Origin of the sequence: Luteibacter sp. 329MFSha (assembly GCF_900111665.1) — a bacterium.
In the GTDB taxonomy this organism is placed as follows: Bacteria; Pseudomonadota; Gammaproteobacteria; order Xanthomonadales; family Rhodanobacteraceae; genus Luteibacter.
In genome coordinates, this window is sequence record NZ_FOJE01000003.1 from 248604 (window position 1) to 272979 (window position 24376).

The 24376-nt window shown below is 67.7% G+C and carries 21 protein-coding genes and 1 tRNA gene; 11 read left to right on the forward strand and 11 right to left on the reverse strand.

What is annotated here, in order from left to right; translation table 11 throughout:
• Positions 1 to 6: 6 nt before the first annotated feature.
• On the reverse strand, positions 7 to 1026 hold the full coding sequence (locus BMW54_RS15110) for an AI-2E family transporter (protein ID WP_090057581.1): 1020 nt from the start codon (positions 1024 to 1026) through the stop codon (positions 7 to 9).
• A gap of 66 nt (positions 1027 to 1092) precedes the next feature.
• Positions 1093 to 2112, reverse strand: a complete 1020-nt coding sequence (locus BMW54_RS15115) for an AI-2E family transporter (RefSeq protein ID WP_090057582.1) — start codon at positions 2110 to 2112, stop codon at positions 1093 to 1095.
• A 144-nt stretch (positions 2113 to 2256) separates the two neighbouring features.
• Between BMW54_RS15115 and BMW54_RS15120 the strand changes: the two genes are divergently transcribed.
• The 7 genes from BMW54_RS15120 to BMW54_RS15150 all read left to right on the forward strand — a co-directional run bounded on the left by BMW54_RS15120 (position 2257) and on the right by BMW54_RS15150 (position 14185).
• Complete coding sequence (locus BMW54_RS15120) at positions 2257 to 3168, forward strand: 5'-nucleotidase, lipoprotein e(P4) family (RefSeq protein WP_090057585.1); 912 nt, start codon at positions 2257 to 2259, stop codon at positions 3166 to 3168.
• Between the two features lie 206 nt (positions 3169 to 3374).
• The gene (locus BMW54_RS18845) at positions 3375 to 4355 is read left to right on the forward strand and encodes a hypothetical protein (protein WP_175472888.1); all 981 of its coding nucleotides are present in this window, start codon (positions 3375 to 3377) and stop codon (positions 4353 to 4355) included.
• Between the two features lie 17 nt (positions 4356 to 4372).
• Positions 4373 to 6985, forward strand: coding sequence for a glycerol-3-phosphate 1-O-acyltransferase PlsB (gene plsB, locus BMW54_RS15130; protein ID WP_254779392.1), 2613 nt, complete (start codon positions 4373 to 4375; stop codon positions 6983 to 6985).
• Positions 6986 to 7135: 150 nt separating this feature from the next.
• Positions 7136 to 10348 (forward strand): dermonecrotic toxin domain-containing protein, encoded by a 3213-nt coding sequence (locus BMW54_RS15135; RefSeq protein ID WP_090057593.1) that lies wholly within the window; start codon positions 7136 to 7138, stop codon positions 10346 to 10348.
• Between the two features lie 82 nt (positions 10349 to 10430).
• Positions 10431 to 11180, forward strand: coding sequence for a bifunctional demethylmenaquinone methyltransferase/2-methoxy-6-polyprenyl-1,4-benzoquinol methylase UbiE (gene ubiE / locus BMW54_RS15140; RefSeq protein ID WP_090057595.1), 750 nt, complete (start codon positions 10431 to 10433; stop codon positions 11178 to 11180).
• 58 nt (positions 11181 to 11238) lie between these two features.
• On the forward strand, positions 11239 to 13089 hold the full coding sequence (locus BMW54_RS15145; protein WP_090057598.1) for a M1 family metallopeptidase: 1851 nt from the start codon (positions 11239 to 11241) through the stop codon (positions 13087 to 13089).
• Between the two features lie 97 nt (positions 13090 to 13186).
• Positions 13187 to 14185, forward strand: a complete 999-nt coding sequence (locus BMW54_RS15150; RefSeq protein ID WP_090057599.1) for an alpha/beta fold hydrolase — start codon at positions 13187 to 13189, stop codon at positions 14183 to 14185.
• Between the two features lie 36 nt (positions 14186 to 14221).
• Here BMW54_RS15150 and BMW54_RS15155 read toward each other — a convergent pair whose 3' ends face one another.
• The 4 genes from BMW54_RS15155 to ttcA form a co-directional block, all read right to left on the reverse strand.
• Positions 14222 to 14989: a M48 family metallopeptidase gene (locus BMW54_RS15155; RefSeq protein WP_090057602.1), complete on the reverse strand. Its 768-nt coding sequence runs from the start codon at positions 14987 to 14989 to the stop codon at positions 14222 to 14224.
• 73 nt (positions 14990 to 15062) lie between these two features.
• Positions 15063 to 15971, reverse strand: coding sequence for a recombination-associated protein RdgC (locus BMW54_RS15160; RefSeq protein WP_090057604.1), 909 nt, complete (start codon positions 15969 to 15971; stop codon positions 15063 to 15065).
• 78 nt (positions 15972 to 16049) lie between these two features.
• The gene (locus BMW54_RS15165; RefSeq protein ID WP_090057606.1) at positions 16050 to 17237 is read right to left on the reverse strand and encodes an amino acid aminotransferase; all 1188 of its coding nucleotides are present in this window, start codon (positions 17235 to 17237) and stop codon (positions 16050 to 16052) included.
• Positions 17238 to 17271: 34 nt separating this feature from the next.
• Positions 17272 to 18144 (reverse strand): tRNA 2-thiocytidine(32) synthetase TtcA, encoded by an 873-nt coding sequence (ttcA, locus tag BMW54_RS15170; RefSeq protein ID WP_090057608.1) that lies wholly within the window; start codon positions 18142 to 18144, stop codon positions 17272 to 17274.
• A gap of 100 nt (positions 18145 to 18244) precedes the next feature.
• Here ttcA and BMW54_RS15175 point away from each other — a divergent pair, with 100 nt between their 5' ends.
• Together BMW54_RS15175 and BMW54_RS15180 are read left to right on the forward strand one after the other, a co-directional pair.
• Positions 18245 to 18451 (forward strand): YdcH family protein, encoded by a 207-nt coding sequence (locus BMW54_RS15175; protein WP_090057611.1) that lies wholly within the window; start codon positions 18245 to 18247, stop codon positions 18449 to 18451.
• Positions 18452 to 18456: 5 nt separating this feature from the next.
• On the forward strand, positions 18457 to 19053 hold the full coding sequence (locus tag BMW54_RS15180; protein ID WP_090057614.1) for a GNAT family N-acetyltransferase: 597 nt from the start codon (positions 18457 to 18459) through the stop codon (positions 19051 to 19053).
• Positions 19054 to 19060: 7 nt separating this feature from the next.
• Here BMW54_RS15180 and BMW54_RS15185 read toward each other — a convergent pair whose 3' ends face one another.
• From BMW54_RS15185 to BMW54_RS18850, 5 genes are all read right to left on the reverse strand, one after another.
• Positions 19061 to 20071 (reverse strand): HlyD family secretion protein, encoded by a 1011-nt coding sequence (locus BMW54_RS15185; RefSeq protein ID WP_090057616.1) that lies wholly within the window; start codon positions 20069 to 20071, stop codon positions 19061 to 19063.
• Positions 20072 to 20083: 12 nt separating this feature from the next.
• Positions 20084 to 20281 (reverse strand): DUF1656 domain-containing protein, encoded by a 198-nt coding sequence (locus tag BMW54_RS15190; protein WP_090057619.1) that lies wholly within the window; start codon positions 20279 to 20281, stop codon positions 20084 to 20086.
• Positions 20271 to 22397 carry an FUSC family protein gene (locus BMW54_RS15195; protein ID WP_090057621.1) on the reverse strand — a complete coding sequence of 709 codons (2127 nt, stop codon included), beginning with the start codon at positions 22395 to 22397 and terminating at the stop codon, positions 20271 to 20273. Before BMW54_RS15195 ends, BMW54_RS15190 begins: the two co-directional genes overlap by 11 nt.
• 11 nt (positions 22398 to 22408) lie before the next feature.
• The gene (locus BMW54_RS15200; protein ID WP_090057623.1) at positions 22409 to 22900 is read right to left on the reverse strand and encodes a MarR family winged helix-turn-helix transcriptional regulator; all 492 of its coding nucleotides are present in this window, start codon (positions 22898 to 22900) and stop codon (positions 22409 to 22411) included.
• A 323-nt stretch (positions 22901 to 23223) separates the two neighbouring features.
• A tRNA-Gly gene (locus tag BMW54_RS18850) sits at positions 23224 to 23293 on the reverse strand.
• A 511-nt stretch (positions 23294 to 23804) separates the two neighbouring features.
• Here BMW54_RS18850 and BMW54_RS15210 point away from each other — a divergent pair.
• Together BMW54_RS15210 and BMW54_RS15215 are read left to right on the forward strand one after the other, a co-directional pair.
• Positions 23805 to 24029: a hypothetical protein gene (locus BMW54_RS15210; protein WP_090057628.1), complete on the forward strand. Its 225-nt coding sequence runs from the start codon at positions 23805 to 23807 to the stop codon at positions 24027 to 24029.
• 72 nt (positions 24030 to 24101) lie between these two features.
• Positions 24102 to 24347 carry a hypothetical protein gene (locus BMW54_RS15215; RefSeq protein ID WP_139206122.1) on the forward strand — a complete coding sequence of 82 codons (246 nt, stop codon included), beginning with the start codon at positions 24102 to 24104 and terminating at the stop codon, positions 24345 to 24347.
• Positions 24348 to 24376 lie beyond the last annotated feature (29 nt).

A 24376-nucleotide genomic window follows, 5' to 3' on the forward strand; every position in this document is an offset into this window, starting at 1 on the left:
GCTTGATCACACCAGCCCTTCGGCCTCGAGCTCGCTCTTCAGGTAGGCGTAGTAGATCGGCGCGGCCACCAGCCCCGCCAGGCCGAACGCGGCCTCGAAGGCGAGCATCGCGACGAGCAGCTCCCAGGTGCGCGCACGGATCTGCCCGCCGACGATGCGCGCGTTGAGGAAGTACTCGAGCTTGTGCACGACGACGAGGAATCCGAGCGCGGCCACGCCCACCCATAGCGATACCGATAGCGCCGCGATCGTCACGAGCGTGTTCGAGATGAGGTTGCCGACGACGGGCAGCAGGCCGGTCACGAAGGTCACGATCACGAGCGTCTTCGCCAGCGGCACGTGCACGCCGAACAGCGGCAGCGCGACCAGCAGGAAGAGACCGGCGAGCGCCGTGTTGATCGCCGAGATCTTCAGCTGCGCGAAGATGATGTTGTGGAAGGCGCGCGCGAGGCGCGCCGCGCGCGTCGCCAGCTCCGACGAGAGCGGACGCGACGGCCGGTGCCCGGCACCGTGACTCACGGCCACGATGGCGCCGAGCACGAGGCCGATCAGGACATGCGCGAAGACGCGCGCGGCGGTCGTGCCGACCAGGCGCAGGTCGCCGGAGTGCTCGTGGGCCCAGGCCATGCCCTGCTCGCGGAAGTCGATGAAGCTGTCGGGCAGGTTCGACGTGAGCCAGGCGGGCAGCTGCTCGTGCGCCTTGGTCAGGAGCGGCAGCAGCTTGGCATCCCACAGCGCCTGGGGATCGCCCAGGTCGCGACGGTAGAACGTCAACGCGGCCACGACGATCCCGATGATGGCGCCGACGACCACCACGGTGACCACGCCGACAGCGAAGAAGCGGGCGCGCTCGCCGGGGACGACCCGCCGGATCAGCGGCGTCAGCGTTTCCACGACCTCGTAGACCAGGAGCCCCGCCAGAAGCGCGGAGATGAGATGGAGCATCAGGATGCCCCATAGCGCGAGCGCCGCCAGCACGTACGTGACGATGCGGATGGCGCGTGCGTTGTACGGGGTATCCGGCATGTAGGGCTCCTCGGGGTGGCGCGATTCCAGCAGCACGGCGATGAACGCGGCATCAAGCCCGCGAGGTCAGATCAGCCGCTCGGCTTCCAGCTCGGCTTTCAGGTAGGCGTAGAAGATCGGCGCCGCCACCACGCCGGGCAGCCCGAACGCCGCCTCGAACAGCAGCATCGCAACGAGCAGCTCCCACGCCCGGGCGCGGATCTGGCTGCCGACGATGCGCGCGTTGAGGAAGTACTCGAACTTGTGGATGACGATCAGGAACGCCAGCGCGCCGAGACCGACGTACAGCGATACCGACAGGCCCACGACGGTGATGGCCGTGTTGGACAGGAGGTTGCCGATCACCGGCAGCAACCCGACCACGAAGGTGATCACGATCAGCGTCTTCGTCAGCGGCAGGTGCACGCCGAACATCGGCAGCACCGCGAGCAGATAGATCGCGGTGAACAAGGTATTGAACAGCGAGATCTTGATCTGCGCAAAGACGATGTTGTGGAAGGCGTCGGCGAGGCGCGCGGCGCGCAGGCTCAGCTCCGCCGCGAACGGCCCGACCTGGTGCGTCGGCCGCGTACGGCTGAGTGCCACGATCGCGCCCAGCACGAGGCCGATCAGGATGTGCACCACCACGCGAGCGGCTTCCTTGCCCGCCAGCTGCAGCGTGACGGCGTGCGAGCGCGCCCAATCCATCGCCGTCACGCGCAGCGCCTCCACGCTGTCCGGCAGGCGGTCGACGATCGCGGGCGGCAGCTGCTGCCGGGCGCGCTCGACCAGCGGCATGAGCCGGTTCTGCCAGAGGTCTTCCGGGTTGCCGATCTCGTTGCGGAAGAAGCTGATGCCGCCGAACACTAGGAGCGTGAGCAGACCCACGACGAGCACGCCGACGAGGGCCACGACGAGCACGCGCGCCCGGTCGCCCGAAAGCCGGCGGCCCATGAGCGGCGCGGTCGACACGACCACCTCGTAGACCAGGAGTCCGGCCAGGAGCGCCGGCAACAGACGCAGGTAAAGGACGAGGAACAGGCCGAGTCCGGCGGCGATATAACTGGCGATGCGCACGGCGTGCGATCGCGAGGTGGCGACTTCCATGGACGGTTCCGTCGTGGATGAGAGCGCAGTCTGTCAGCAGGTGGGGCCTTTGCGCCAGAGGCGTGCCGCCGTCGTCACGCTGTCGTAAACTGCCCGCAGAATCGCCGCGCCACGGGCGCGGTGCCCGTCTCCACAGGGGTTTGCATGATCAGGTTCGCTCCGGTCGCACTCGCGGCCGCGCTGTCACTCGCGGGCTGCGCTCACACGCCGAAGGCCACCGCGCCGATGCCGGTTCCGGCGTCGAGTGCCAGCGCGTCCGCGCCGGCGCCGGCTGGCCCCGCCGCCGACGACAACCTCAACGCCGTGGCCTGGTCGCAGAACGCGAGCGAGCACGATTTCATCTATCTGCAGACCTACCGCGACGCGACGGAGAAACTCCTCAAGGCGAAGAAGGACCCGACGTGGGACGCCCTGCCGAAGGCGGACCGCGCCGCGCACCCGTCGCTGAAGGGTCTGAAGCCGGCCGTGATCCTCGACATCGACGAGACCGTGCTCGACAACTCGCCCTACCAGGCCCGCCTCGTGCGCTCCGGCGGCGAGTTCGACGAGGCCGCATGGGCGGCGTGGTGCAAGGAGGCGATCGCCCGTCCGCTACCCGGCGCGCTCGAATTCACGAAGTTCGCCGCCGACCATGGCGTGGCCGTGTTCTACATCTCGAACCGGGCGAAGGATCTCGACGAGGCGACGCTCGCCAACCTCCGTTCGGCCGGGTTCCCGGTCGCGGACAAGTCCTCGTTCCTGGGCCTGGGCACCTTCGTCGAAGGATGCGAGCAGGCGGGTAGCGAGAAGGGCTGCCGCCGCCAGCTGGTCGGCAAGGACCATCGCGTGCTGATGCAGTTCGGCGATCAGATCGGCGACTTCACCGACGTGTACGGCAACAACGCCGAAGGTCGCGCGAAGGCCATGGCGCCCTACACCGCGTGGATCGGAGAGCGCTGGTTCGTGCTGCCGAACCCGACGTACGGCGCCTGGGAAAGCGCGCTGTTCGACAACGACTACGGCCTGCCGCGGTCCGGGCGCCGCGCGAAGAAGATCGAATCGCTTCGCACCAACTAAATCAGTGAGTTACGGCACATAACCTGACATATTGCTTTAGCAATGTGAGCCAACTATCATTCCACTCGCCGAAACCTGCGGTGCCCAAAGCAAAGCAGGCAAGGCCATTTCCCTTTCCGGCTTCGGGCTGGATAACCCCGTGAGGCCTCCGGCTTCCGGGGTTTTTTCTTGTTACGCTTCCCGATCCCGTTGTCGACATGCGTGCCATGCCCCGCACTTTCCCGAAGACCCTGGCCCTCCTGCTGGTCCTCGCGCTCGTCGCGGCCTGCAACCGGCAGAAGGAAGCGCCCGGCACGCCCGGCGGCGGCTCGCCGGAGGACGCCACGCGCGAATCGCTGCAGCTGCTGCGCGACGGTAAGTTCGATCTCTTCTGGAAACACGCCCTGCCGCCCGCCGACTTCGCGACGCTGCGCGCCGACTGGCCGCGCCGCAACGCCGCGAACGAGCCGATGTCGGACGAGGATCGGGCGAAGTTCGAGAACGGCGTGAAACGGCTCACGGAGCCCGACGCCGAGAAGAAACTCTTCGCCGACCTGCGGCCGACGCTGGTACGCTTCGACCGCGACTACAAGGACCAGATGCCGCTGATCGCGGGCATCGGCCAGTCGATGGCGCTCACGGCCATCGACCAGGCGAAGGACCTGACGCTGTCGCAGAAACGGCAGCTTCGCGAGGCCGTGAACATCGTCGGCCCGTGGGCCCAGACGGTGTCGTGGGGCGATCAGGCGAAGGCGAAGCAGGCCATCGCCACGGTCGTCGACACCGCGCGGCAGGCCCATCTCTCGACGCCCGACGCGCTGCATGCGATGAACTTCGAGCAATCGATGGCGACCTGGTCGACGGCGTGGCTGGGCTTCAAGCGCCTGCTGGACGTGTACGGGCTGTCGATCGACAAGACGTTCGACTCGGTGAGCATCGACACGCTGGAGCGCGGCGGCGGCTCCGCCCACGTGAAGATCACCTACACCCTGCTCGACAAGCCCATCCAGACCGACGCCACGATGGTGCTGCTCGACGGCCGCTGGTACGACAGCGATCTCCTGCAACGCGTGCGCGACGAGCACGCCCGCCTCGCCCCGCCCGCGCCCGCTCCCGCTCCCGCTCCCGCTCCCGCAACCAGCGTTCCCGCGCGCCCCGGCACCGCCGCCACCCCCGCGCCGCCCGTCGCGGACGCCAGAGCCCGCTGAGGCCTTACAATCGTCCGATGCCTGATATCCCGATGAGTGCGGATCCGCACGTCCATGTCGCCCGTTCGCCCTGGTGGTTCAAGCTGCTGGGGCGCATGCTCGAACCCTGGGTGCGTATCAAACGCGATCCCGCGGAGCCCGCCACGCTGCTCGGCAGCGGGGCCGCGGTCTGCTACGCCATCGAACGCGACGGCACGTCCGACGCCCTGATCCTCGAGCGCGCGTGCCGCGAAGCCGGGCTCCCCAGCCCGATGCAACTGCTCGACCTGCCCGGGCGACGCCGCCGCTCGGTGTTCTCGTTGAGCCGCCGCCACGGCTGGCTGTTCGGCCGGACGGACGCACGGGGGCCCAGGGAGCCGATCGGCCAGCTCATCCGCGCGCTCGAGGACGATCCGGAGCGCGACATCCAGATCGTGCCCGTCTCGATCTACGTCGGTCGTGCGCCGAACCGCGAAAGCGGCTGGTTCAGCGTGCTGTTCGCCGAGAACTGGCTGGTCGTCGGCCGCTTCCGCCGCATGCTCGCGCTGCTGCTCAACGGCCGCGACACCGTCGTGCACTTCTCCGCGCCAGTGTCCCTTCGCAGCGTGCTCGCCGAATCGGCCGGCATCAGCCCGGAGCGGCTGACGCGCAAGATCGCGCGCGTGCTGCGCACGCACTTCCGCCGCATCCGGGCGGCGGTCATCGGCCCCGATCTTTCGCATCGCCGCACCGTCGTCGACGCCGTGCTGAACACCGAGCCCGTGCGCGACGCCATCGCCGCCACCGCGAGCAAGGAGAACATTCCCCTCGCCAAGGCGGAGCGCCGGGCACGGGATTTCGCGCTGGAGATCTCCGCCGACTACTCGCACCCCGTGGTGCGCTCGTCGTCGTTCCTGCTGTCCAACTTCTGGAACAAGCTCTACGACGGCATCGCGATGCATCACTTCGACAAGGCGCGCGCCGCCGCGCCGGGTCACGAAGTGGTGTACGTGCCCTGCCATCGCAGCCACACCGATTACCTGCTGCTCTCCTACCAGCTGCACCACTCGGGCGTGGTGCCGCCGCACATCGCGGCGGGCGTCAACCTCAATCTGCCGGTGGTCGGCCCGATCCTGCGCCGCGGTGGCGCCTTCTTCCTTCGTCGCAGCTTCAAGGGCAACGCGCTGTACTCGGTGGTGTTCAACGAATACCTCGCCCAGCTCGTCGATCGCGGCGTGCCGCTCGAGTATTTCATCGAGGGCGGCCGCTCGCGCACGGGCCGGCTGCTGGCGCCGCGCGCCGGCATGCTGGTGATGACGCTGCGCGCGTTCCTGCGCGCGCCACGCCGCCCGGTCCTGTTCCAGCCGGTATACATCGGGTACGAGAAGCTCATGGAAGGCAAGTCGTACATCGGCGAGCTTTCCGGCAAGCCGAAGGAGAAGGAATCGCTGCTCGGCCTGATCCGCGGCCTGAAGGTGCTGCGCCAACGCTACGGCCACGTCACCCTCAACTTCGGCGAGCCGATCCTGCTCACCCCGATGCTCGACGCGGCGGCGCCGGACTGGCGCGAGGCCGGCGCCGATCCCGATACGAAGCCCGAATGGATGAACCGTGTCGTCGACGACCTCGCCGAACGCATCCAGGTGAACATCAATCGCGCGGCCGACGTGAATCCGATCAACCTGCTCGCGCTGGCCCTCCTCGCGACGCCGAAGCACGCGATGGCGGAAAACGATCTGCTCGCGCAGATCGAACTCACCAAGGCGATGCTGCAGGAACTGCCCTACTCCGACCGCGTCACCATCACGCCGATGAATCCGCAGGGCGTGATCGCCTATGGCGAGCAGATGGGCTGGATCCGTCGCGTGCGCCATCCGCTGGGCGACGTGCTGGTGACGGAAGGCGAGCAGGCCGTCCTGCTTTCGTACTTCCGCAACAACGTGCTGCACCTCAACGCCGCCGCGGCGTGGGTCGCCGCATGCTTCCTCAACAATCGCCGCATGTCGCGCTCGTCGGTCGTGCGACTCGGCCGCATCATCTACCCCTTCATCCAGGGCGAATTGTTCCTGCCCTGGGACGAGGATGGTTTCGCCGCCCAGGTTCAGGACACCATCGAGTTCTTCGTGCGTCGCGGCATTCTCGAGGCCAGCGCGGAGGGCCGCGTGCTCGAGCGCGGTCCCGGCCAGGACGATGGCGCCTACCAATTACGCGTGATCGCGCGCAGCATGCTGCAGGCGTTCGAACGCTATTACATCGCCATCGCCGCGCTCGTGAAGAACGGTCCGCACACCATGACGGCGGGCGAACTCGAAACGGCCTGCACGCTCACCGCGCAGCGCCTCAGCCTGCTCAACGAACTCTCGGCGCCGGAGTTCTTCGACAAGGCCCTCTTCCGCGGCTTCATCCAGAAGCTGCGCGAAGCCAGGGTCGTCTGGACGGACGACGCGGGGAAGCTGGATTTCAGCGAGGCCCTGGAGGAGATGGTCCGCGACGCCCGGGTGATTCTCGCGCGCGAGGTGCGCCATTCGATCCTGAAGATCACGCCGGGTGGTGAGAACGATCGCGACTTCGATGCGCGGCCTCCCGTCGATCCCGACGATGGTTCGGCAGGCCCGTCCCTGCACGACCGCCACGTGGCGAACGAGCGGGAACGCCATCACGGCCAGCACTGACGTCTTCGTGGCGACCCGGCCGATCAGTCGACGCTGACAGGCAGACGAGGGCAAACGATGACTCGCGCGAGGCCCCCGCCTCGCGCGTCATCCCAAGGGCAGTTCCTACACTTTGCGCCGGTTCACCCACGCAAAGGAAAGCTCTTGGACATGCTCCCCCCGCAGGCACCGCCTGCACACATCCAACACGTCTATCAGGAAGCCCAGCAGGCGTACGATCGCATCGTCGGCGTGCAGGCATGGCTCGCCAACGAGCGTGCCGCGTTGCCAGCCACGCCCGAGTCGATCGACGCCGTGCCGCTGAACTCCTTCATCGAGGCACACAGGGCCTATTGGTACGGACCGGCGACCGACGGCGGCACCGCGCGGACGCGTCGCGACGCGTTCGCCGCGCGTATCGCCGACGGTGCGCGCGCCCTCGCCGTCCTGGCCTACGAAGACGGCACGCTCGACGCCGACGCGCGTGATCTCGCGCGTTCCGTCACCATCGCCGGCGGCGCGGCCGAGTCGGTGGTCGTTCGCGAACTGCGGATCGGCGGCACGGGCTACGCGGGCGTGCTGCTCGTGCAGGACCTCGCACGCGACAACCGCGTCCTCGCCTTCTCGACCCAGACGGGCTGGGAACCGTTCGACGACCTGGAAGCGGCCTACGCGGCGTTCGAAGCGCGCTTCCGCGCCATGCTCGTGACGTCCAGCGACCTGCCCGGGCTGGCGCGACGGTATGCCGCGGGGATCGCGGAGGGCCGTTTCATCGACTCCCGGCCCATGAGCAGCGATCCTTTCACCGCCGTCGTCAATCGCTTCGTCGGCGTACAGCGCGAGAAGCTGAACCAGGCGTGGTTCGAGGCGAAGCTGGCCGGCGACGCCGACCGCGCCTCGCGCCTGCTCGTCGATGGCGTCACCCACGCCCTGCGCGACGACTACCTCTTCGACGCCACCGCCCTGCTCGCGATCCGCCAGGCCGCGGTCGTCGACGCGGTGAACGAGGCGCGCCTGGCCCGCGTGCCGGCGAATGTCGCCGCCGACTGGCGCGACGCCAGCGAGCACTTCCTGGCGACGCACGATCTGCTCGCCGCCGACGCGGGCAAGCCGCATGCGGCACCGGTCAAGGGCCTCTACGCGTTCACGCACGACGGCCTGCGCACGCGCCTGAAGGCACTGGGCGTCACGCTCGATCCCAGCGACATCCGCATCGACATCGAGAATTACCACAGCCTCCTGCCGCAGTCCGTGCTGGACTTCCTCGCCGGCGGCAAGCCGCCCTCGCTGAGCCTCGTCGACCTCGCCTACCGCAACATCGGCGGCACCGATCCGGTACGGATGAAGGCCATCGGCCCCGACGGCGCGCCGGTGGCCGGGCTCGACGACGCGGCGCTGCGCGTGATCGTCAACGACCTCGACGTCCATCGCACCTACCCGGCCTACCTCGATACCGCGCTGCGCAGCGGACCGGACGCCACCGCGCGGCGCGACGCCACCTCCTCGTTGCAACTGGCGCAGATGCGCCTGCTCGCCAACGAGGCGCGGCTGTCGTATTTCCTGAGCGACCTGCCGCGCTCGTTCCAGAAGGACCATGCCTACCGCGGCTACCGCTGGGTCGAAGCGGTGCTGGCCAGTCCGTCGGAAGCCGGACGCGCCCGCGTCGAGAACCACGATATCCAGGTCAGCCAGCTCACCTACCAGGGCGTCGCGCTGCGCGACGTGTTCATGGTCGGTGTACGCGATCCGCGCAGCGTGTCCACCATCGTCCTGTACACGCCCGAGGCCCCCGACGGCATCAGCTTCCGCGAGTTCGGCAGCCGCGCCGAGGCCGCGCGACAGTTCCTCTACGCACCGCGGTTCCGCGAGTACCTGCTCGATCGACTCCCGCTCGAGCACGCCGCGGTCCGTCCCAACGGCACGCGCGTCTTCGCCGGCGACCGGCTCGCCAACTGGATCCTCGGCTCGTCCGCATCCGCCGCGGACGTCACGTTCACCGCCGAGCCGTTCGACGAGCGCCGTGTCACCGGCGACTTCCTGCACGCGCTCTACGAGACGGACGTCCAGCTCGGCCAGCGCAACGCGCGCACGCTGACCACCAGCACCGACGACGCGAAGCGCCGCTGGACGGAAGAGTACGATCGCCGCGTGCTCGAGAGCCTGGGTCGCGTCGTGCGCGATGTCGTCACGGCCCCGGTGCATGCCGCCTCCGCCGGCTGGCGCCTCTACGACAGCGTCAAGGCCGGCGACACCCGGCAGGCCTTCGTCGACTTCACGGAGCTCTACGTCGCCTCGCTCTGGGCCGCGCCCGGCGCGCAGCAGTTCGTGAAGGTCGCCGCGGGCCGCGGCTTCGTCGGCGGTCGCTTCCGCGCCGGTGGCACGCTGGTCGAAGGCCGCGCGCCCGCGCCGCAGAAGGTCGTCTTCGAATCGCAGTATCGCGCCCCGAACGTCCGCAAGACCGGCCAGGCGAGCAGCGAGGGCGTCTACACGATCGACGGCAAGCAGTACATCGAGCATGACGGCGGCCTCTACGGCGTACGCTTCGACGCCGACTACGGCACCTGGCGACTCGCCCGTCCGGGCGCCGCCTCCGGCGCTTGGGGACCCGCCATCGAGCGCGGCGCAAGCCAGGGCTGGGCGTTCCGGACCGTGGGCCTGCGCGGCGGCTCCGGACGCGGTGCCGGCGTGCGGCCCACCGATCTCTTCGACGACTACGCCGACGAGATCGAACGCGCCTTCCCCGATCCGGTGGAGCGCGAGCGTGTCGCCACGGCGATGCGCGCCGAGCTCACCGAAAACATTCCGGCGATGATCACGCCCGCACAGCGCGCGGCATGGGAGACGGCGGCCCTGCGAGGTGCCGGGCGCGCGATCCAACGCGACCCGTGGGTGGGTGGGCTGCCGCGATCCGTCGCGATGGACCTGTCGCAACAACCGCTTCCACCCGGCATCCGGCGTGTGCCCGCCCACGAGGTGCCGCCGCAGCTCTGGTTCTACGACGAACTGCCCTTCAAGCGAAGCCGGCTCACCCGGTCGATCCTCGTGGGGAACCAGGGCTATTCCAACAACGCGGGCACCATCCGCACGACTCTGCTGAGGGATGGCTTCCCGGTGGTACGCGCGACCTCGTTCGATCTGAGTGCGCCACATGACCAGATCATCGCCGCGATGGGTCTCCGCGGTCTACCGCGGTCGAAGACGTTCGCCGTGGAATTCAACGCCCGCAGCCTCGCGGAGCGGCCTCCGCACCTCGCGCGTCCGGCGGTCGAAGTCTTCGCGCCAGTCGACGGACCGGCAGGCACGTATTACCTCATGCCCGCCGACGGGGCCACGGAACTTCGCATCTTCAACTTCCATGTCTACAACACGCTGGCTCCCCGCTGACGCTGGCCGCCCGGTCGGCGGCGTGTGACGAGGTGGCGTCGCGGAAGCTGCGAGGGGCACGGGTTCGGGATACCATGGACGCATGGAATCCCAGAAAACCACCCATTTCGGCTTCCGCGACGTTCCCGTGGCCGACAAGCAGAAGCTCGTCGGCCAGGTCTTCACGTCCGTGGCGCGCAACTACGACCTGATGAACGACCTGATGTCGTTCGGCATCCACCGGCTGTGGAAGCGTCATTTCGTGGCCGTCAGCGGCGTTCGCCGCGGTGACCGGGTACTCGACCTCGCCGGTGGCACCGGCGACATCGCGGCGCTGCTCAAGCCCGTCGTGGGCGACGAGGGCGAGGTGGTGGTCGGCGACATCAACGCCGCGATGCTGGGCGTGGGCCGCGACCGGCTCACCGACCGCGGCCTCGTCGCGGGCCTGCGCTGGGCCCAGATGAACGCCGAAATGCTGCCGTTCCCGGACAACAGCTTCGACGCGGTCACCATCGCCTTCGGCCTGCGCAACGTCACCGACAAGGACAAGGCGCTGGCGGACATGCACCGCATCCTCAAGCCCGGCGGCCGCGCGCTCGTGCTGGAGTTCTCTAAGGTGCAGAGTCCGCTGCTGTCGAAGCTCTACGACGTGCACTCGTTCCGGATCCTGCCGCGGCTCGGCCGCCTGTTCGCCAACGATGCCGACAGCTACCAGTACCTGGCGGAATCGATCCGCAAGCACCCCGATCAGGAAACGCTCAAGGGCATGATGCTCAACGCGGGTTTCGGGCACGTGGAGGTGCGCAACCTCACCAACGGCATCGTGGCGATCCACCGGGCGTACAAGCTCTAGGGAACGGAACGCGGCGCCCGGTGGCATACTCGGGGCTTCCCCCGTACGGAACCCTGCGATGCGCCTGCTTCCCGTCGTTGCCCTGACCATGACGTTTCCCGTCGTGGCCTTCGCCGCCGATCCGCATTCCTACGCCCAGCCCGACGCGGTCCGGGTCACCCATCTCGACCTCGACCTGAAGCTCGACTTCGGCAAGCGTGAGCTCGCGGGCAACGCGACGCTCAAGCTCGACTGGAAGGACGCGAAGGCGAAGGACCTCGTCCTCGACACGCGCGACCTCAAGATCGCCGGCGTCGAAGCCGTCGATGCGACCGGCAAGGCCTCGCCGCTGAAGTTCGCCCTCGCGCCGCGCGACAAGGAGCTCGGTTCGAAGCTGACGATCCAGGCCCCGGCGCATCCGGCAAGCGTCCGCATCACGTATGCCACCGTGCCGGAAGCCTCCGGCCTGCAATGGCTGACGCCCGACCAGACGGCCGACAAGAAGCAGCCCTTCATGTTCTCGCAGTCCGAGTCGATCCACGCGCGTTCGTGGGTGCCGCTGCAGGACTCGCCGGCGATCCGCTTCACGTACGACGCGCACGTCACCGCGCCGAAGGACGTCCGCGTCGTGATGAGCGCGATCAACGACGCGAAGCATCCGCTCGATGGCGACTTCCGCTTCGACCAGCCGCACCCGATCCCGTCCTACCTGCTCGCCATCGCTGCGGGCGACCTCGCCGTCAAGGAAACCGGTCCACGCAGCGCGGTGTATGCCGAGCCCAGTGTCGTCGGCAAGGCCGCGCACGAGTTCGAGGACACCGAGAAACTGATCGAGACCACCGAGAAGCTCTACGGTCCCTATGCCTGGGGCCGTTACGACATCCTCGTGCTGCCGCCGTCGTTCCCGTTCGGCGGCATGGAAAATCCGAACATGACGTTCGCGACGCCGACGGTACTCGTCGGCGACAAGAGCCTCGTGTCGCTGGTCTCGCACGAGCTGGCGCACTCCTGGTCGGGCAACCTCGTCACCAGCGCCGCATGGCGCGACATCTGGCTGAACGAAGGTTTCACCACCTACGTGCAGGGACGCATCACCGAAGCCGTCTACGGCAAGGCGCTAGCCGACGAGGAAAGCCTTCTTTCCGCGCGCGAACTGCAGAAGACGATCGGCAAGATGCCCGAGAACGTCCAGCGCCTGACGCCCGAGCCGCGCGGCGTGGGTGCCGACGATTCGCTTTCGTCGGTGGCTTACGACAAGGGTTCCTGGTTCCTGCGCACGCTGGAAGCCCGCTTCGGGCGCGAGACCTTCGACACCTACCTGAAGGGTTATTTCTCGCACTTCGCGTTCCAGAGCATCGATACCGACACGATGTTCGCGTACCTGAAGGCCAACCTGCTCGACAAGTACCCGGGCAAGATGAGCGAAGCCGAGGCCCGCGCGTGGATCTGGCAGCCGGGCATTCCGAAGGACGCGCCGCTGCCCGAATCGCCGCGCTTCGACGCGATCGACAAGGAGCGCGAGGCGTTCCTCGCCGGCAAGCTCGCCGCGGACAAGCTCGATGCGAAGTCGTGGAACACCCAGGAGTGGATGTATTTCCTCGATCGCCTGCCGGACGTGCCGCCGCTGGCGAAGATGAAGGAGATCGACGCCGCGTGGCATCTCACCGGCACGCCGAACGCCGAGATCGGCATGCGCTGGTACGCGCACGCCATCGCCGCGGGCGACAAGGACGTGTGGTCGGCCGCCGCGGAGCACATGACGCGCATCGGCCGCCTTTACCTGACGACGCCCGTCTACCGCGCCTTCGCCCGCACGCCGGAAGGCCTCGCGTTCGCGAAGGCGACGTATGCCAAGGCGAAGTCCGGCTACCACCCGATGACGCAACAGGCCGTCGAACGCATCCTCGCCGGTACCGCGAAGAAGCCGTGACGCACGATCTTGCGGCCGCGAAGGCGGCCGCAAGGGTTGCATCCTCCTGCGACGCCCCGCATCTTGCGGGGCGTCCACCGTTACGAAGCCCCCATTCATGGCCAAGACCCCCACCCTCGCCTCGTCCGATCGCCGCCCGCTCTGGCAGCGCCTGCTGCTGCGCCGGCTGAAGTTCCTCGTCATCGTGGCGGTCGTGCTGGGCCTGGGCGCGGGCATCGTCTACCTCTTCGCGCCCTCCCTGCTGCTCAAGGCCGACGCGGCCCGGCAGGCGCTGAGCGCGCACATGGAGAAGAAGACGATCGTGGCGGGCGACACCACGTGGTCGTATTACGAAGGCGGCCAGGGTCCGACGATCGTGCTGCTGCACGGCTTCGCCGCCGACAAGGCCACCTGGCTCGAAACCGCCAAGGCGCTCGGCGAACATTTCCACATCCTCATTCCCGATCTTCCGGGCTGGGGCGATTCCTCGCGCATCGACACCGGCGACTACGGCATTCCCCAGCAGGCCGCCCGCCTCGAGGCCTTCGCGGCCGCAGTCGGCGCGCAGCGCTTCCTGCTGGTCGGCCATTCGATGGGCGGTGCGATCGCTGGCGTGTACGCGCAGCAGCATCCCGAGCGCGTGGCGAGTCTGGTGCTGATGAGCTCGCTCGGCCTCACGTTCAAGGACAACGACTTCACCCGCGACGTGAAGTCGGGCAAGAATCCATTCCTTCTCGAGGATCGTGCCGATCTGGAAGCCCTGCTGGCGCGCATTTTCCTCAAGCCGCCGCAATTCCCCGGTCGCATCGAGGATGCGCTGGTCGCACGCAACCGCAAGGACCACGCCTTCATCGAGCGCACGTTCGTCGAACTGAAGCAGCCGGCGCAGGCGTTCGCGCTCGACCCGGTCATCGGCAAGCTGCAGATGCCCGTGCTCGGCCTGTGGTGCCGCGAGGACAAGATCATCGACGTGTCCGCGCTGGACACGCTGCGCGAAGGCCTGAAGAGCTCGCCGTCGATCGGCGCCACGGTGCTGAACGGCTGCAATCACATGCCCATGCTCGAGAAGCCGGAAGACACCGCGCGCGTCCTGACGGGTTTCGCGCTGGCGCATTGATCGCCAACGCGACCGGCGCCCGCCGGCGGGCGAAGCTCAGTCCGCCACGTCGGCGATCAGACGATCGAGCTGCATCTTCAGCCCGCTGCCGTTCGCGCGCAGCCACGTGCGCTGTTCCTTGTAGTCGGGAAACACGGCTTCCACCCAGTGCCAGAACTTCGCCGAGTGGTTGCGCACCTTCAGGTGACACAGCTCGTGCACGAGCACGTAGCGCAGCGCCGCGGGCGGGGCGAGCGCGAGGGCGAGATCGAGATTGATCCTGTCGCGCGTGTCCAGGCTTCCCCACAGGCTCTTCAGCGGCCGGATGCGCAGGGCGGTCGGCGCCGCGTTGATCTGGGGGATGTAGGCGGGCAGCCAGCGCGAGACGTCGCGCCGGATCTGCGCCTCGAAATGGGTCGCGAGCAGCCCCCGGGCGACGAGCAACGCGCGGGTATGCGGGCGCGGGATGCTGAGGGTGAGCAGGCCCGGCTCGTGCTCCACGCGCGGATAGGGGCCCTCGGCCCAATCGAGGGTGACGTCCTCGCCACGGAATGGGAACGTGGTGGGGACTCCCACGCGCAGCGGCGGCAGGGGCTCGGCATCGAGGTTGAACTCGCCGAGCTTCTGCTCGAGCCAGTCGGCATGGTGGCGCAGGAACGCGGTCATCTGCGCCACGTGCGTGCCGTTGGGATAGGTGAGACGGGCGCCCTTCGGCGTCACCGTCAGCCGCAGGCGGCGCGCACGGGGGTGCGCCGCCTTCAGTACACGGATCGTGGCGCCCGTGGGGGTCGCCAGTTCCAGCCAGTCGCCTTCGTCCGATGCCATGAGCCGAGTCTCGTTGCGATCCCGACGAACATCCCACCAACTCATATCAGACACTGCGACTGGCGGGCCGGGATCATTCCGGGCGAGGCAGCGTGAACCATTCGGCGAGCTTGCCGAGCAGGCGTTCGTATTCGAGCGCCATCAGGGCGAAGTTCGCGTCCATTTCCGCCGCGGCCGATTCGGGGCTGTCCGCCTGTTCGTCGAGCACGACGTCTGTGAACTTGATTTTACGCAGGATCAGGTCCTCGCCCAGCACGAACGATATGCGGTCGTCGAACACCAGACCCAACTGGAAGACCTGCTTGCCGGTTCGGAGGTGCTCCCGAATCTCATCGGTGTCGAGATCCTGGCGGCGGCAGCGCGCGATTGCGCCCGAGGCCGTGGCCGGGTCCCGGAGTTCGCACTCGTCGCCGAGGACCAGGCCGGCCGGCAGCTCGCCCGACGCGACCCAGTGGGTCATGAGGATGCGCGGGGACTCTTCCGGCGCCAGCGGGGCGGCCGGGAAGCTTCCCAGGGCTTCGCGGATCTGGCTCAGCGTATTCTCAGCCGACTTGCGACTGGAGGTATCCAGCACGAGCCAGCCATTCTTCTTGTCCGCGTAGGCCTTCATGCGCGAGCTGCGCACGAAGGCGCGCGGCAGGAGCTCGTTCATGACGTCGTCCTTGAGCTTCTTGCGCTCGCGGCCGCCGACCTTGCGTCCCTCTTCCTCGACGATCTTCTCGATGCGATTGGCCAGCTCGTCGTTCACGACGGCCGCCGGCAGGAGCTTATCCTCGCTGCCCACCGTGACCATCGTGTTGCGGCCGACCGTATGCGTGAGCGCTTCCTCGTTGCGGCCGAGCGGCGAGACGAAACCGCGCGTCGAGAGCTCCATCGGACCGACGGGACGCAGACGGTGTTCCGGCAGCGCCTCGTCGAGACGGTCGAGATCGGCGGCGACGGGTTCGGAAAAACGGAAAAGCGTCAGGTTGCGAAAGAACATGTATCGACAAATCTCTTGCGAAGGGGTGGCCATGACGGACGCGCATGCGTCCGCCGGCGAAACACGATGGGTGCGAGGTCAGACCACGCGGGTGATGGCGTCGGCCACGCGCTCGATGTTGCCACCGTTGAGCGCGGCGACGCAGATGCGGCCCGTGCCGACGGCGTAGATGCCGAACTCGCTGCGCAGGCGCTCGACCTGAGCGGCGGAGAGTCCCGAGTACGAGAACATACCGCGCTGTCGCTCGATGAAACCGAAATCGCCGGCCTTCGCCAGGCGCTGCGTCAGTTCGCTGCGCATGCGACGGATGCGCTCGCGCATCTCGCCCAGTTCGGCTTCCCACGTCGCGCGCAGGTCGTCGTGGTTGAGCACGGCGGCCACCACGGCCGCACCGTGCGTCGGCGGATTGGAGTAGTTCGTGCGGATGACGCGCTTGACCTGCGACTGCACGCGCGCGGCTTCGTCGTGCGAACCCGTGACGATCGACAGCGCGCCGACGCGTTCGCCGTACAGCGAGAACGACTTCGAGAACGAGCTGGCGACGAAGAACGGCAGACCCGCGTCGGCGAACTGGCGCACCGCGGTGGCGTCCGCCTCGATGCCGTCGCCGAAGCCCTGGTAGGCGATGTCGAGGAACGGCACGAGGCCGTGCTCGCGCACCGTCTCGATCACGCGCTTCCAGTCGCCTGTGCCGAGGTCCACGCCCGTGGGGTTGTGGCAGCACGCGTGCAGCACGACGACGGCGCCCTTCGGCAGTTTCGCGAGGTCGGCGAGCATGCCGTCCACGTCGACGCCATGCGTGGTCGCGTCGTAGTAGCGGTACTCCACGACCTCGAAGCCCGCGTTCTCGAACAGTGCGCGGTGGTTCTCCCAGCTCGGATTGCTGATCGCGACCGGCACGTCCGGATTCAGGCGCTTGAGGAAATCGGCGCCGACCTTCAGCGCGCCCGTGCCACCCAGGGCCTGCGCGGTGACCACGCGGCGATCGGCGAGCAGCGCGGAATCCGCGCCGAAGAGCAGCTTCTGCACCGCGGTGTCGTAGAGGGCGATGCCGTCGATCGGCAGGTAGCCGCGCGGCAGCTGCGCCTCGAGGCGCGCCTTCTCGGCTTCGCGCACGGCGCGCAGGAGCGGCACGTGGCCGTTCTCGTCGTAGTACACGCCGACGCCGAGGTTCACCTTGTCGGCGCGCGTATCGGCGCCGAAGGCTTCGTTGAGGCCGAGGATCGGATCGCGCGGCGCGAGTTCGACGGAAGAGAACAGGGTCATGATCGGAGGGCCTTGTAGACGTTAAGGGGAATGATCAGTCGGTTTCGTCGTGACTGTCGCCGCCGGCGAGCCACGCGTGCGCGTCGGGCCGCGACGCGTCGTCGCGTGCGCCGAGCGAGGCGAAGTCGAAGAGCGAGCGGTCGGTCAGCTGCGACGGCGCGATGTTGCCCATCGCGCGGAAGATGGTTTCGCTGCGACCGGGATGCGCCTTCTCCCAGTCGGCGAGCATGCGTTTGACGACCTTGCGCTGCATGTTCTCCTGCGAACCGCACAGGTTGCAGGGGATGATCGGGAACGCACGGGACTCGGCATACGCCGCGATGTCGTCTTCGCGGCAGTACGCGAGCGGACGGATCACGACATGGCGGCCGTCGTCGGAGAGCAGCTTCGGCGGCATCGCCTTCAGGCTGCCCTGGTAGAACATGTTGAGGAAGAACGTGCCGAGGATGTCGTCGCGGTGATGGCCCAGCGCGATGCGCGTGACGCCGTTGTCCGCCGCCCACTGGTAGAGCGCGCCGCGGCGCATGCGCGAGCACAGGCTGCACATCGTCTTGCCCTGCGGGATGACGCGGGTGACGACGCTGTAGGTGTCCTGTTCGATCACGTGGAACGGCACGCCGCGGGCCGTGAGGTACTCCGGCAGCACGTGCGCGGGGAAATCCGGCTGCTTCTGGTCGAGATTGACCGCAACGATCTCGAAACGCACGGGAGCCTTCGCCTGCAGCGAGAGCAGCATGTCGAGCAGGGTGTAGGAATCCTTGCCGCCCGACAGGCAGACCATGACCTTGTCGCCCTCCTCGATCATGCCGTAGTCGGCGATCGCCTGGCCGACCTGGCGGCGCAGCCGCTTGGCCAGCTTGCCGGCTTCGAAGGTCTGCTTGCGGGTGGCGTCGGGGGAGGCGGACATGAGGGTGGCACTTCGGGACGGGCGAGTCGCCTATTGTAGCCGCTGCGGCCGGGCGCGCCGGGGGTTACAATCGCCCCTTCCCCCCGACCGGCCGAACGCCATGCAGGTCCAGGATCCGATGCAGCTCTCCCAGCGCCTGGCCGAACTGAAGGTCGAGCACCGCGACCTCGACGCCGCCATCGACCACCTGGCGGCCGCCATCAGCCGCGACGAACTCCAGCTGACGCGCCTGAAGAAGCGCAAATTGCTGCTGAAGGACGCCATCGCGCGGATCGAGAGCCGGCTGATCCCGGACCTGGACGCCTGAAGCCCATGGATACGGTCCGCCTCGAGAACCGCTGGGTCACGCTGGAGCCGCTCGGGCTGAACCATGTGGCCGCGCTGGAGAGCGCCGCGGCCGACGGCAACCTCTGGGACCTCTGGTTCACCTCGGTGCCCGCCCCGGGCCGAATGACCGACTACGTCGAGGCCGCCCTGCGCGGGCAGGAAGAAGGCCGGATGTCGCCCTGGGTGGTGCGAGAGAACGGCAGCGGGCAAATCGTGGGTTGCACGCGGTACTACGACATCGTGCCCGACCCGTCCCGCCTGGCCATCGGATACACGTGGTACGCGCGGCGCTGGCAGCGCAGCCACGTCAACACGGCCACCAAGCACCTGCTGCTCTCGAACGCGTTCCAGGAGGTCGGCGCGGTGGCGGTGGAATTCCACACCGACGCCTACAACCAGGATTCGCAGCGGGCGATCGAGCGGCTCGGCGCGAAGCGGGAAGGCATCCTGCGCGCGCACAAGCGCCGAAACGATGGTTCCCTGCGCGACACGGTCTGCTACAGCATCCTCGCCACCGAATGGCCGGATGTCGACCGCTGGCTGCAGCACCGCCTGCGGCGGCTGGCGCCCGCGGAAGCCTGATGCTCCCTCAGCGGGCCGCCACGCCCGCCGGATGCACCACGAGCGTCGCCGTCATGCCCGCCGCCAGCACCGTGCCCTGCGGCATGTGCGCCGTGTCGATCTTCACGCGCACCGGCACACGCTGCGCCAGCCGCACCCAGTTGAAGGTCGGATTCACATCGGCGAGCAGGTCGCTGCCGGTGGGATTGTCGGCGTCCGTGATGCCGCGGGCGATGCTTTCGACGCGGCCCTGCAGACGCACGCCGCCGCTCATCAGGCGGATGTCGACGGGATCGCCGATGCGCAGGCCCGGGAGTTTCGTCTCCTCAAAATACCCGTAGATCCAGTAGGAGCCGCTGTCGATCAGCGCCATGCGCGCCGTGCCCGCGCTGGCATAGTCGCCGATGCGCACGTCGAGGTTGGTGACGTAGCCGTCCACCGGGGCGCGCACTTCGGTGCGATCGAGGTTGAGCTGCGCCGACGCCAATTCGACCTGGGCCTGCGCGACCGCCGCCAGCGCCTGCTGCTGCGACGCGCTGGCCTGCTTCGTGCTCGCCTGCGCCTGCTGCCACCCGGCACGGGCCGCGTTCGCCGCCGCCACCGCGTTGGCCTTGTCCTCGGCGGAGATGACGTTGTTGATCAGCTTCTGGCGACGCTCCGACTGCGCCTCGTACATCTCGTAGTTGGAGCGGCTCTGCTCCGCGCCGGCGAAGGCCGCGTTGATGTTGGCACCGGCGGCGCGAGCGGCCGCCTCGGCGGCGTTGAGGTTCGCCTTCGCCTGCGCCACCGCGTTCTCGTAGCGCGCGCGGTCGACGACGAAGAGAAGGTCGCCCTTCTTCACCGTCTGGTTGTCGATGACGCGGACATCGGTCACGAGGCCGGACACGTCGGGCGCGATGCGCACGATCTCGGCGCGCACGCGGCCGTCGCGCGTCCATGGCGAATACATGTAGTGCTTCCACAGCGCTAACCCGACGACGACGCCGACGACCACGACCAGCGCGGTGATGGCGAAACGGACAAGGGAGGCGAGTTTCATGACGGCATCACTCTAGTTCAGGAGCAGCGCGAAGGCGCCGAAGACACAGACGAAGACGGCGAGGCGGAAGAGCGGCGGGTGCCATACGAAGCGATAGAGACTGAAGCGTCCCGCGATCGCGTCCAGCAGCCAGATGACCGCGATCGCGAGGACGAACAGGATCAGCAGGCCCGGGACGAGCGCGTCGCCCAGAACGATCTCACGTGGCATGGACGATCTCCTTGCTCAGCGGGGTGTCCGGCATGTACGCGGCGAGGATGGACTCGCCATCGAGCAGCGCCATGCGGACGAGGTGCAGGTGTTCGATGAGGTGCGCGCTGTCGTCGTGCTCACCGACGCTCGCGATCGCCGTGGCGACCGCGTCGCGCGCCAGCAGGTAGCCCGGCGCGTCGGGCTTCTCGTAGAAGCGGGCGAGGCTGCGCAACGCCGCGTCCAGATAGGGCTTGAGCGTCGACGGCACGCCGCGACGGACCATGTCGTGGCGCAGTTCGATCAACGCGCGTCCCGTCTCATGCACCGCGAGGGCCCAGGCGAACAACGCGCGCGAGTCGCTGCTCCCGGGCTCGGTCTGGGCGGCGATCTGACTGACGAGATCGTGGTTGACGCTTTCGAAGCGGTGGCGCAGGCCGGGCAGCGGCGCCTCCGCGGCGAGCGCCACCTGCGCGCGCAGGCGCGCGAGCTGGCGGCGCCGCAGCCAGGCGCTGCCGATCGCGGGCGGGATCACGATGAACGACACCGCCGCCGCCAGCAGGCCCACGATCTGCGCGACCGCGTCGTTGATGAAGTGCGCGGGATCGTAGGTCTGCGTGTTCTTGAACGCCAGGATGTAGACGAGGCCGAGCGCCCAGCCCAGGCCGAGGCCGGCCCAGCGTGGGCTCGCCATGAGCATCACGCCCACCACGATGAACGGGAAGACGCCGGCGACCAGCAGCCCGTAACCCTCGAGCTGCGTCAGCACGAAGAAGTTGCAGACGAAGCCGAGCACCATGCCGATGAAATAGCCCCACGTAAGCTCCCAGGTGGCGCGCGTGGGATTCGGGATGGTCGCGAACAGGCCGGCGAAGATCGTCGCGTTGAGCATGGCGCCCCCGCCCTGCGGCCAGGCGCTCTCGATCCAGTACACACCGAGCGCGAGCATCGCCAGCGTCGTGCGCAGCGTCGCGATGCCGGCGCCCACGAAGTCGTTGCCGCGATCGAAACGCACGCGTTCGGCGGACCCGGCGATAACGCGCGGCGCCTGCAGCGCCACGGCAGTGTCGACGTAGTCGTGCAGTTCATCGACGAAGCGCCGCAGCAGCGACGCGCCGGTGTCGAAGTCGCGCAGGTCGTGCGCGTCGTCGAGGGTGGCGCGCAACGCGGCGCGCGACGAGGCGATCGCGTCGCGTGCGGCCGTCAGGCGAGGCAACAGGATGCGCGCGGCCGAACCGGCCTCGATCGGCGCGTCCAGCGCCTCGCCGATCGGCCTGTACAGCTGGATGAGCGTGTCGGCCGCGCGGTCGCGACGCGCGCGCTTGAGGCGGTTGATCAGGTGATGCAGCGACTGGAAGCTGGTCGAGGCGGCCATGAACCGCTGGTTGAACAGGCGCATCTGGTTGCTGCGGGCACGAGCATCCGCGTCGGCGAAGATGACCGAACTGCGCAGGTCTTCCAGCGTGACGGACGCGCGCACGAAGCGCAGGTGCGCCTTCTCCATGGATTCGCGCGGGATGGCACCGCCGACGCTGTCGCGGACGAAGCCGAGGAAGTGCGCGAACTGGTCGCGGGCCGTGCGCCGCAGCACGTCGCGCATGCGGCTGGGAAAGACCACGTCGCTGATCACGCCGCTGACGAGGACGCCGAGCAGCACTTCGCTCAGGCGCGCGACGGCGGAATCGAAGACGCCCGGCGGGTTGTCGATGACCGGGATCGCCACGATGGCGGCGGTATAACCCGCCAGCACGAACGCGTAGGCCTTGAAGTTCCGATAGAGCGTCGCCCCGCCGGCGCAGAGGCCGATCCAGAGCGACAGCGCGACGAGCAGGAGGTCGCGCTGCTGCGGAAACGTGGCCATGATGGCGATCGCGCCGAACGCGCCGGCGAACGTGCCGAGCGTGCGATAGAAGCTCTTCGCGAGCACGAGGCCCGACTGGCGATTGGCGACGATCAGGGTCGTGATCATCGCGGTGGACGGCGCGGGAAGGTCCACGCGCATCGCGATCCAGCCCGCGACGAAGAGGGCCGTCAGCGTCTTGGCGACGAACAGCCACACCGACGCTTCCTCGCGCAGCGTGTTCGCGAGTACGTCGCGGGTGAGCGGAACCCTGGTTGAGGCCGTCGATGCGGACATGGCGCGCTCGCTTACTCCCCGAACCCACCAAGCATCTTCTTCAGCAGGACCTCGAGCTGGCCCTGCTCGTCGGACGTCAGGTTACGGGTCTGCCGGTGAAGGAGCGTGACGATGTCGGGAAGGAAGCCCTCGATCGCCTCCACGCCTTCGGGGGTGAGCGTGAGGGTGACCTTGCGCCGGTCGTCCTCGCTGCCGGAGCGGACGATGTAGCCCTTGTCGCAGAGCTGACCGGTCAGGCGCGTGACGTTCGCCGACTTTTCCCCGGCGACGTCGGCCAGCTCGGACGGATGCAGGCTGTTGTCGGGCGTGCCGTACAGCATCATCAGGATGTTGTACTCGGGGTGGTTCAGGCCGTACTGGCGCATCGCCGCGTTCGCGTCGTCGTTGATCTCCTTGAAGAGATGCTTCACCAGGCGCGTGACGATCGCAGGCTGCCGCGGGAAGGCGGGGTACTTGGCGATCGTGATGTCGAGACGGGCTTCGGTGGTGGCGAAATCGCGCATGGCGGCGCTCCGGCGGTGGTTACTCCATAAGTATATAGTTCATTTGTGTATATTCAATATGTGTAATTGAATAAGCTCCCGCTTTTCGTCGAGCGACTCGAGATCTGGCCCCTCCCTTCGTCGCCTTAACGACCGTCGGCTCAATGGATTTGGGGTGCAGGACGGCCGCCTTGCGCGGCAACGGCTGGGAGGGGCGTCCGGTCCGGGGTCTCCTGCACCCGTCAAGGTATCGAACCCTCGCAGCTGGTACCGTCGCTGCGCTGCCGAGGTCTCATCGGCCAATCTCGCTGGACCGTAAGCACCGGTCCCACACAGCAAAAAAGTGGAGCGAAGCAAGGGACTCGAACCCTTCGTGCCTGGCTTGGAGGGCCTGCCGGCGCCGTCGCGCCTCGCTCAAAACTGGAATGCTGAAGTGGCTTGCTTTTCAAGCCTTGGCGCATGGGATCAATCGGAGTTGCCCGACCCCTGCCTTCTCCACCACTTCTAAGGGCACTGCTCCTGCGCTGCGCCCGAAGGACACACCAATGCGATGATGGGATTCTTGCGCGGGCTAGAACGTTGTGAAGCGATCAGGCATTCATGACAGCGATGATTTCCTGATCCGTAAGCAGGACCGGATGGCGCATGGCGATGCTGCCCCGGATCGGCCCGAAGACCGCGAGCATGCGATTGCTACATCGCTCTGCCCTTGTAGCTGCCGAATCTACCCATCTCGTCAACGAGGAACTGAGCCGCGCTGTACTCGTCGCCCTCGTTGTTCCCGTCGAACCCAGGAACGATCGGCGGGAATAGTCGAAGGTGGACATGCTTGGCCCCTGAGCCGTGCTGCGGTTGGATTACACTGGGCGCGAGCACGTACGCGTATCGCAGGGATAAGGGAAACGTTGTACAGGGGAAATGACACATGAACATCGCAGGCCTTGCCGAGTTGGCCTTCCGGCCGCGGCGCTATCACCAGCACACAGAACTGGATGACTGGATCGACCTTGCGTTCTTCGCCGTAGGCGCTGTGGTGCTGATCGGTATGCTGGTCGGCGGCATCGCGGCTGTGCGGGCTCGCCGAAGGTCGCAGGGTATAGACGGTGCGCTGGCACGGGCACGCGCGCGTTACGGGATTCGGGATCGATAGGGGATGTACATGGACCTTGCGTATGCTGCGGCGATAGCCGTTATCTCTTTCCTTTGCGGCCTCGGTTTGTCCATGCTTCGCACCTACACCGGCGAGAAGGCCAAGAACCTTGCGACGAAAGAGGACTTGGAGGAGCTGACCGAGATCGTCGAGAACATCAAAGACGGGAACGCCCGCGGCCTCACCAAGCTCACCGAAGAGCTGCGTGCGCACTACTCAATGCGGTCCGCTGCACTGGAGAAGCGACTCGAGGTGCACCAGGACGCCTACCGGCTTTCGATGCGCATGCTCCAGACCGTTTTTCGCTGCCGAAGCTGACCATCTCGATGTCGGGAACGAGATACGTG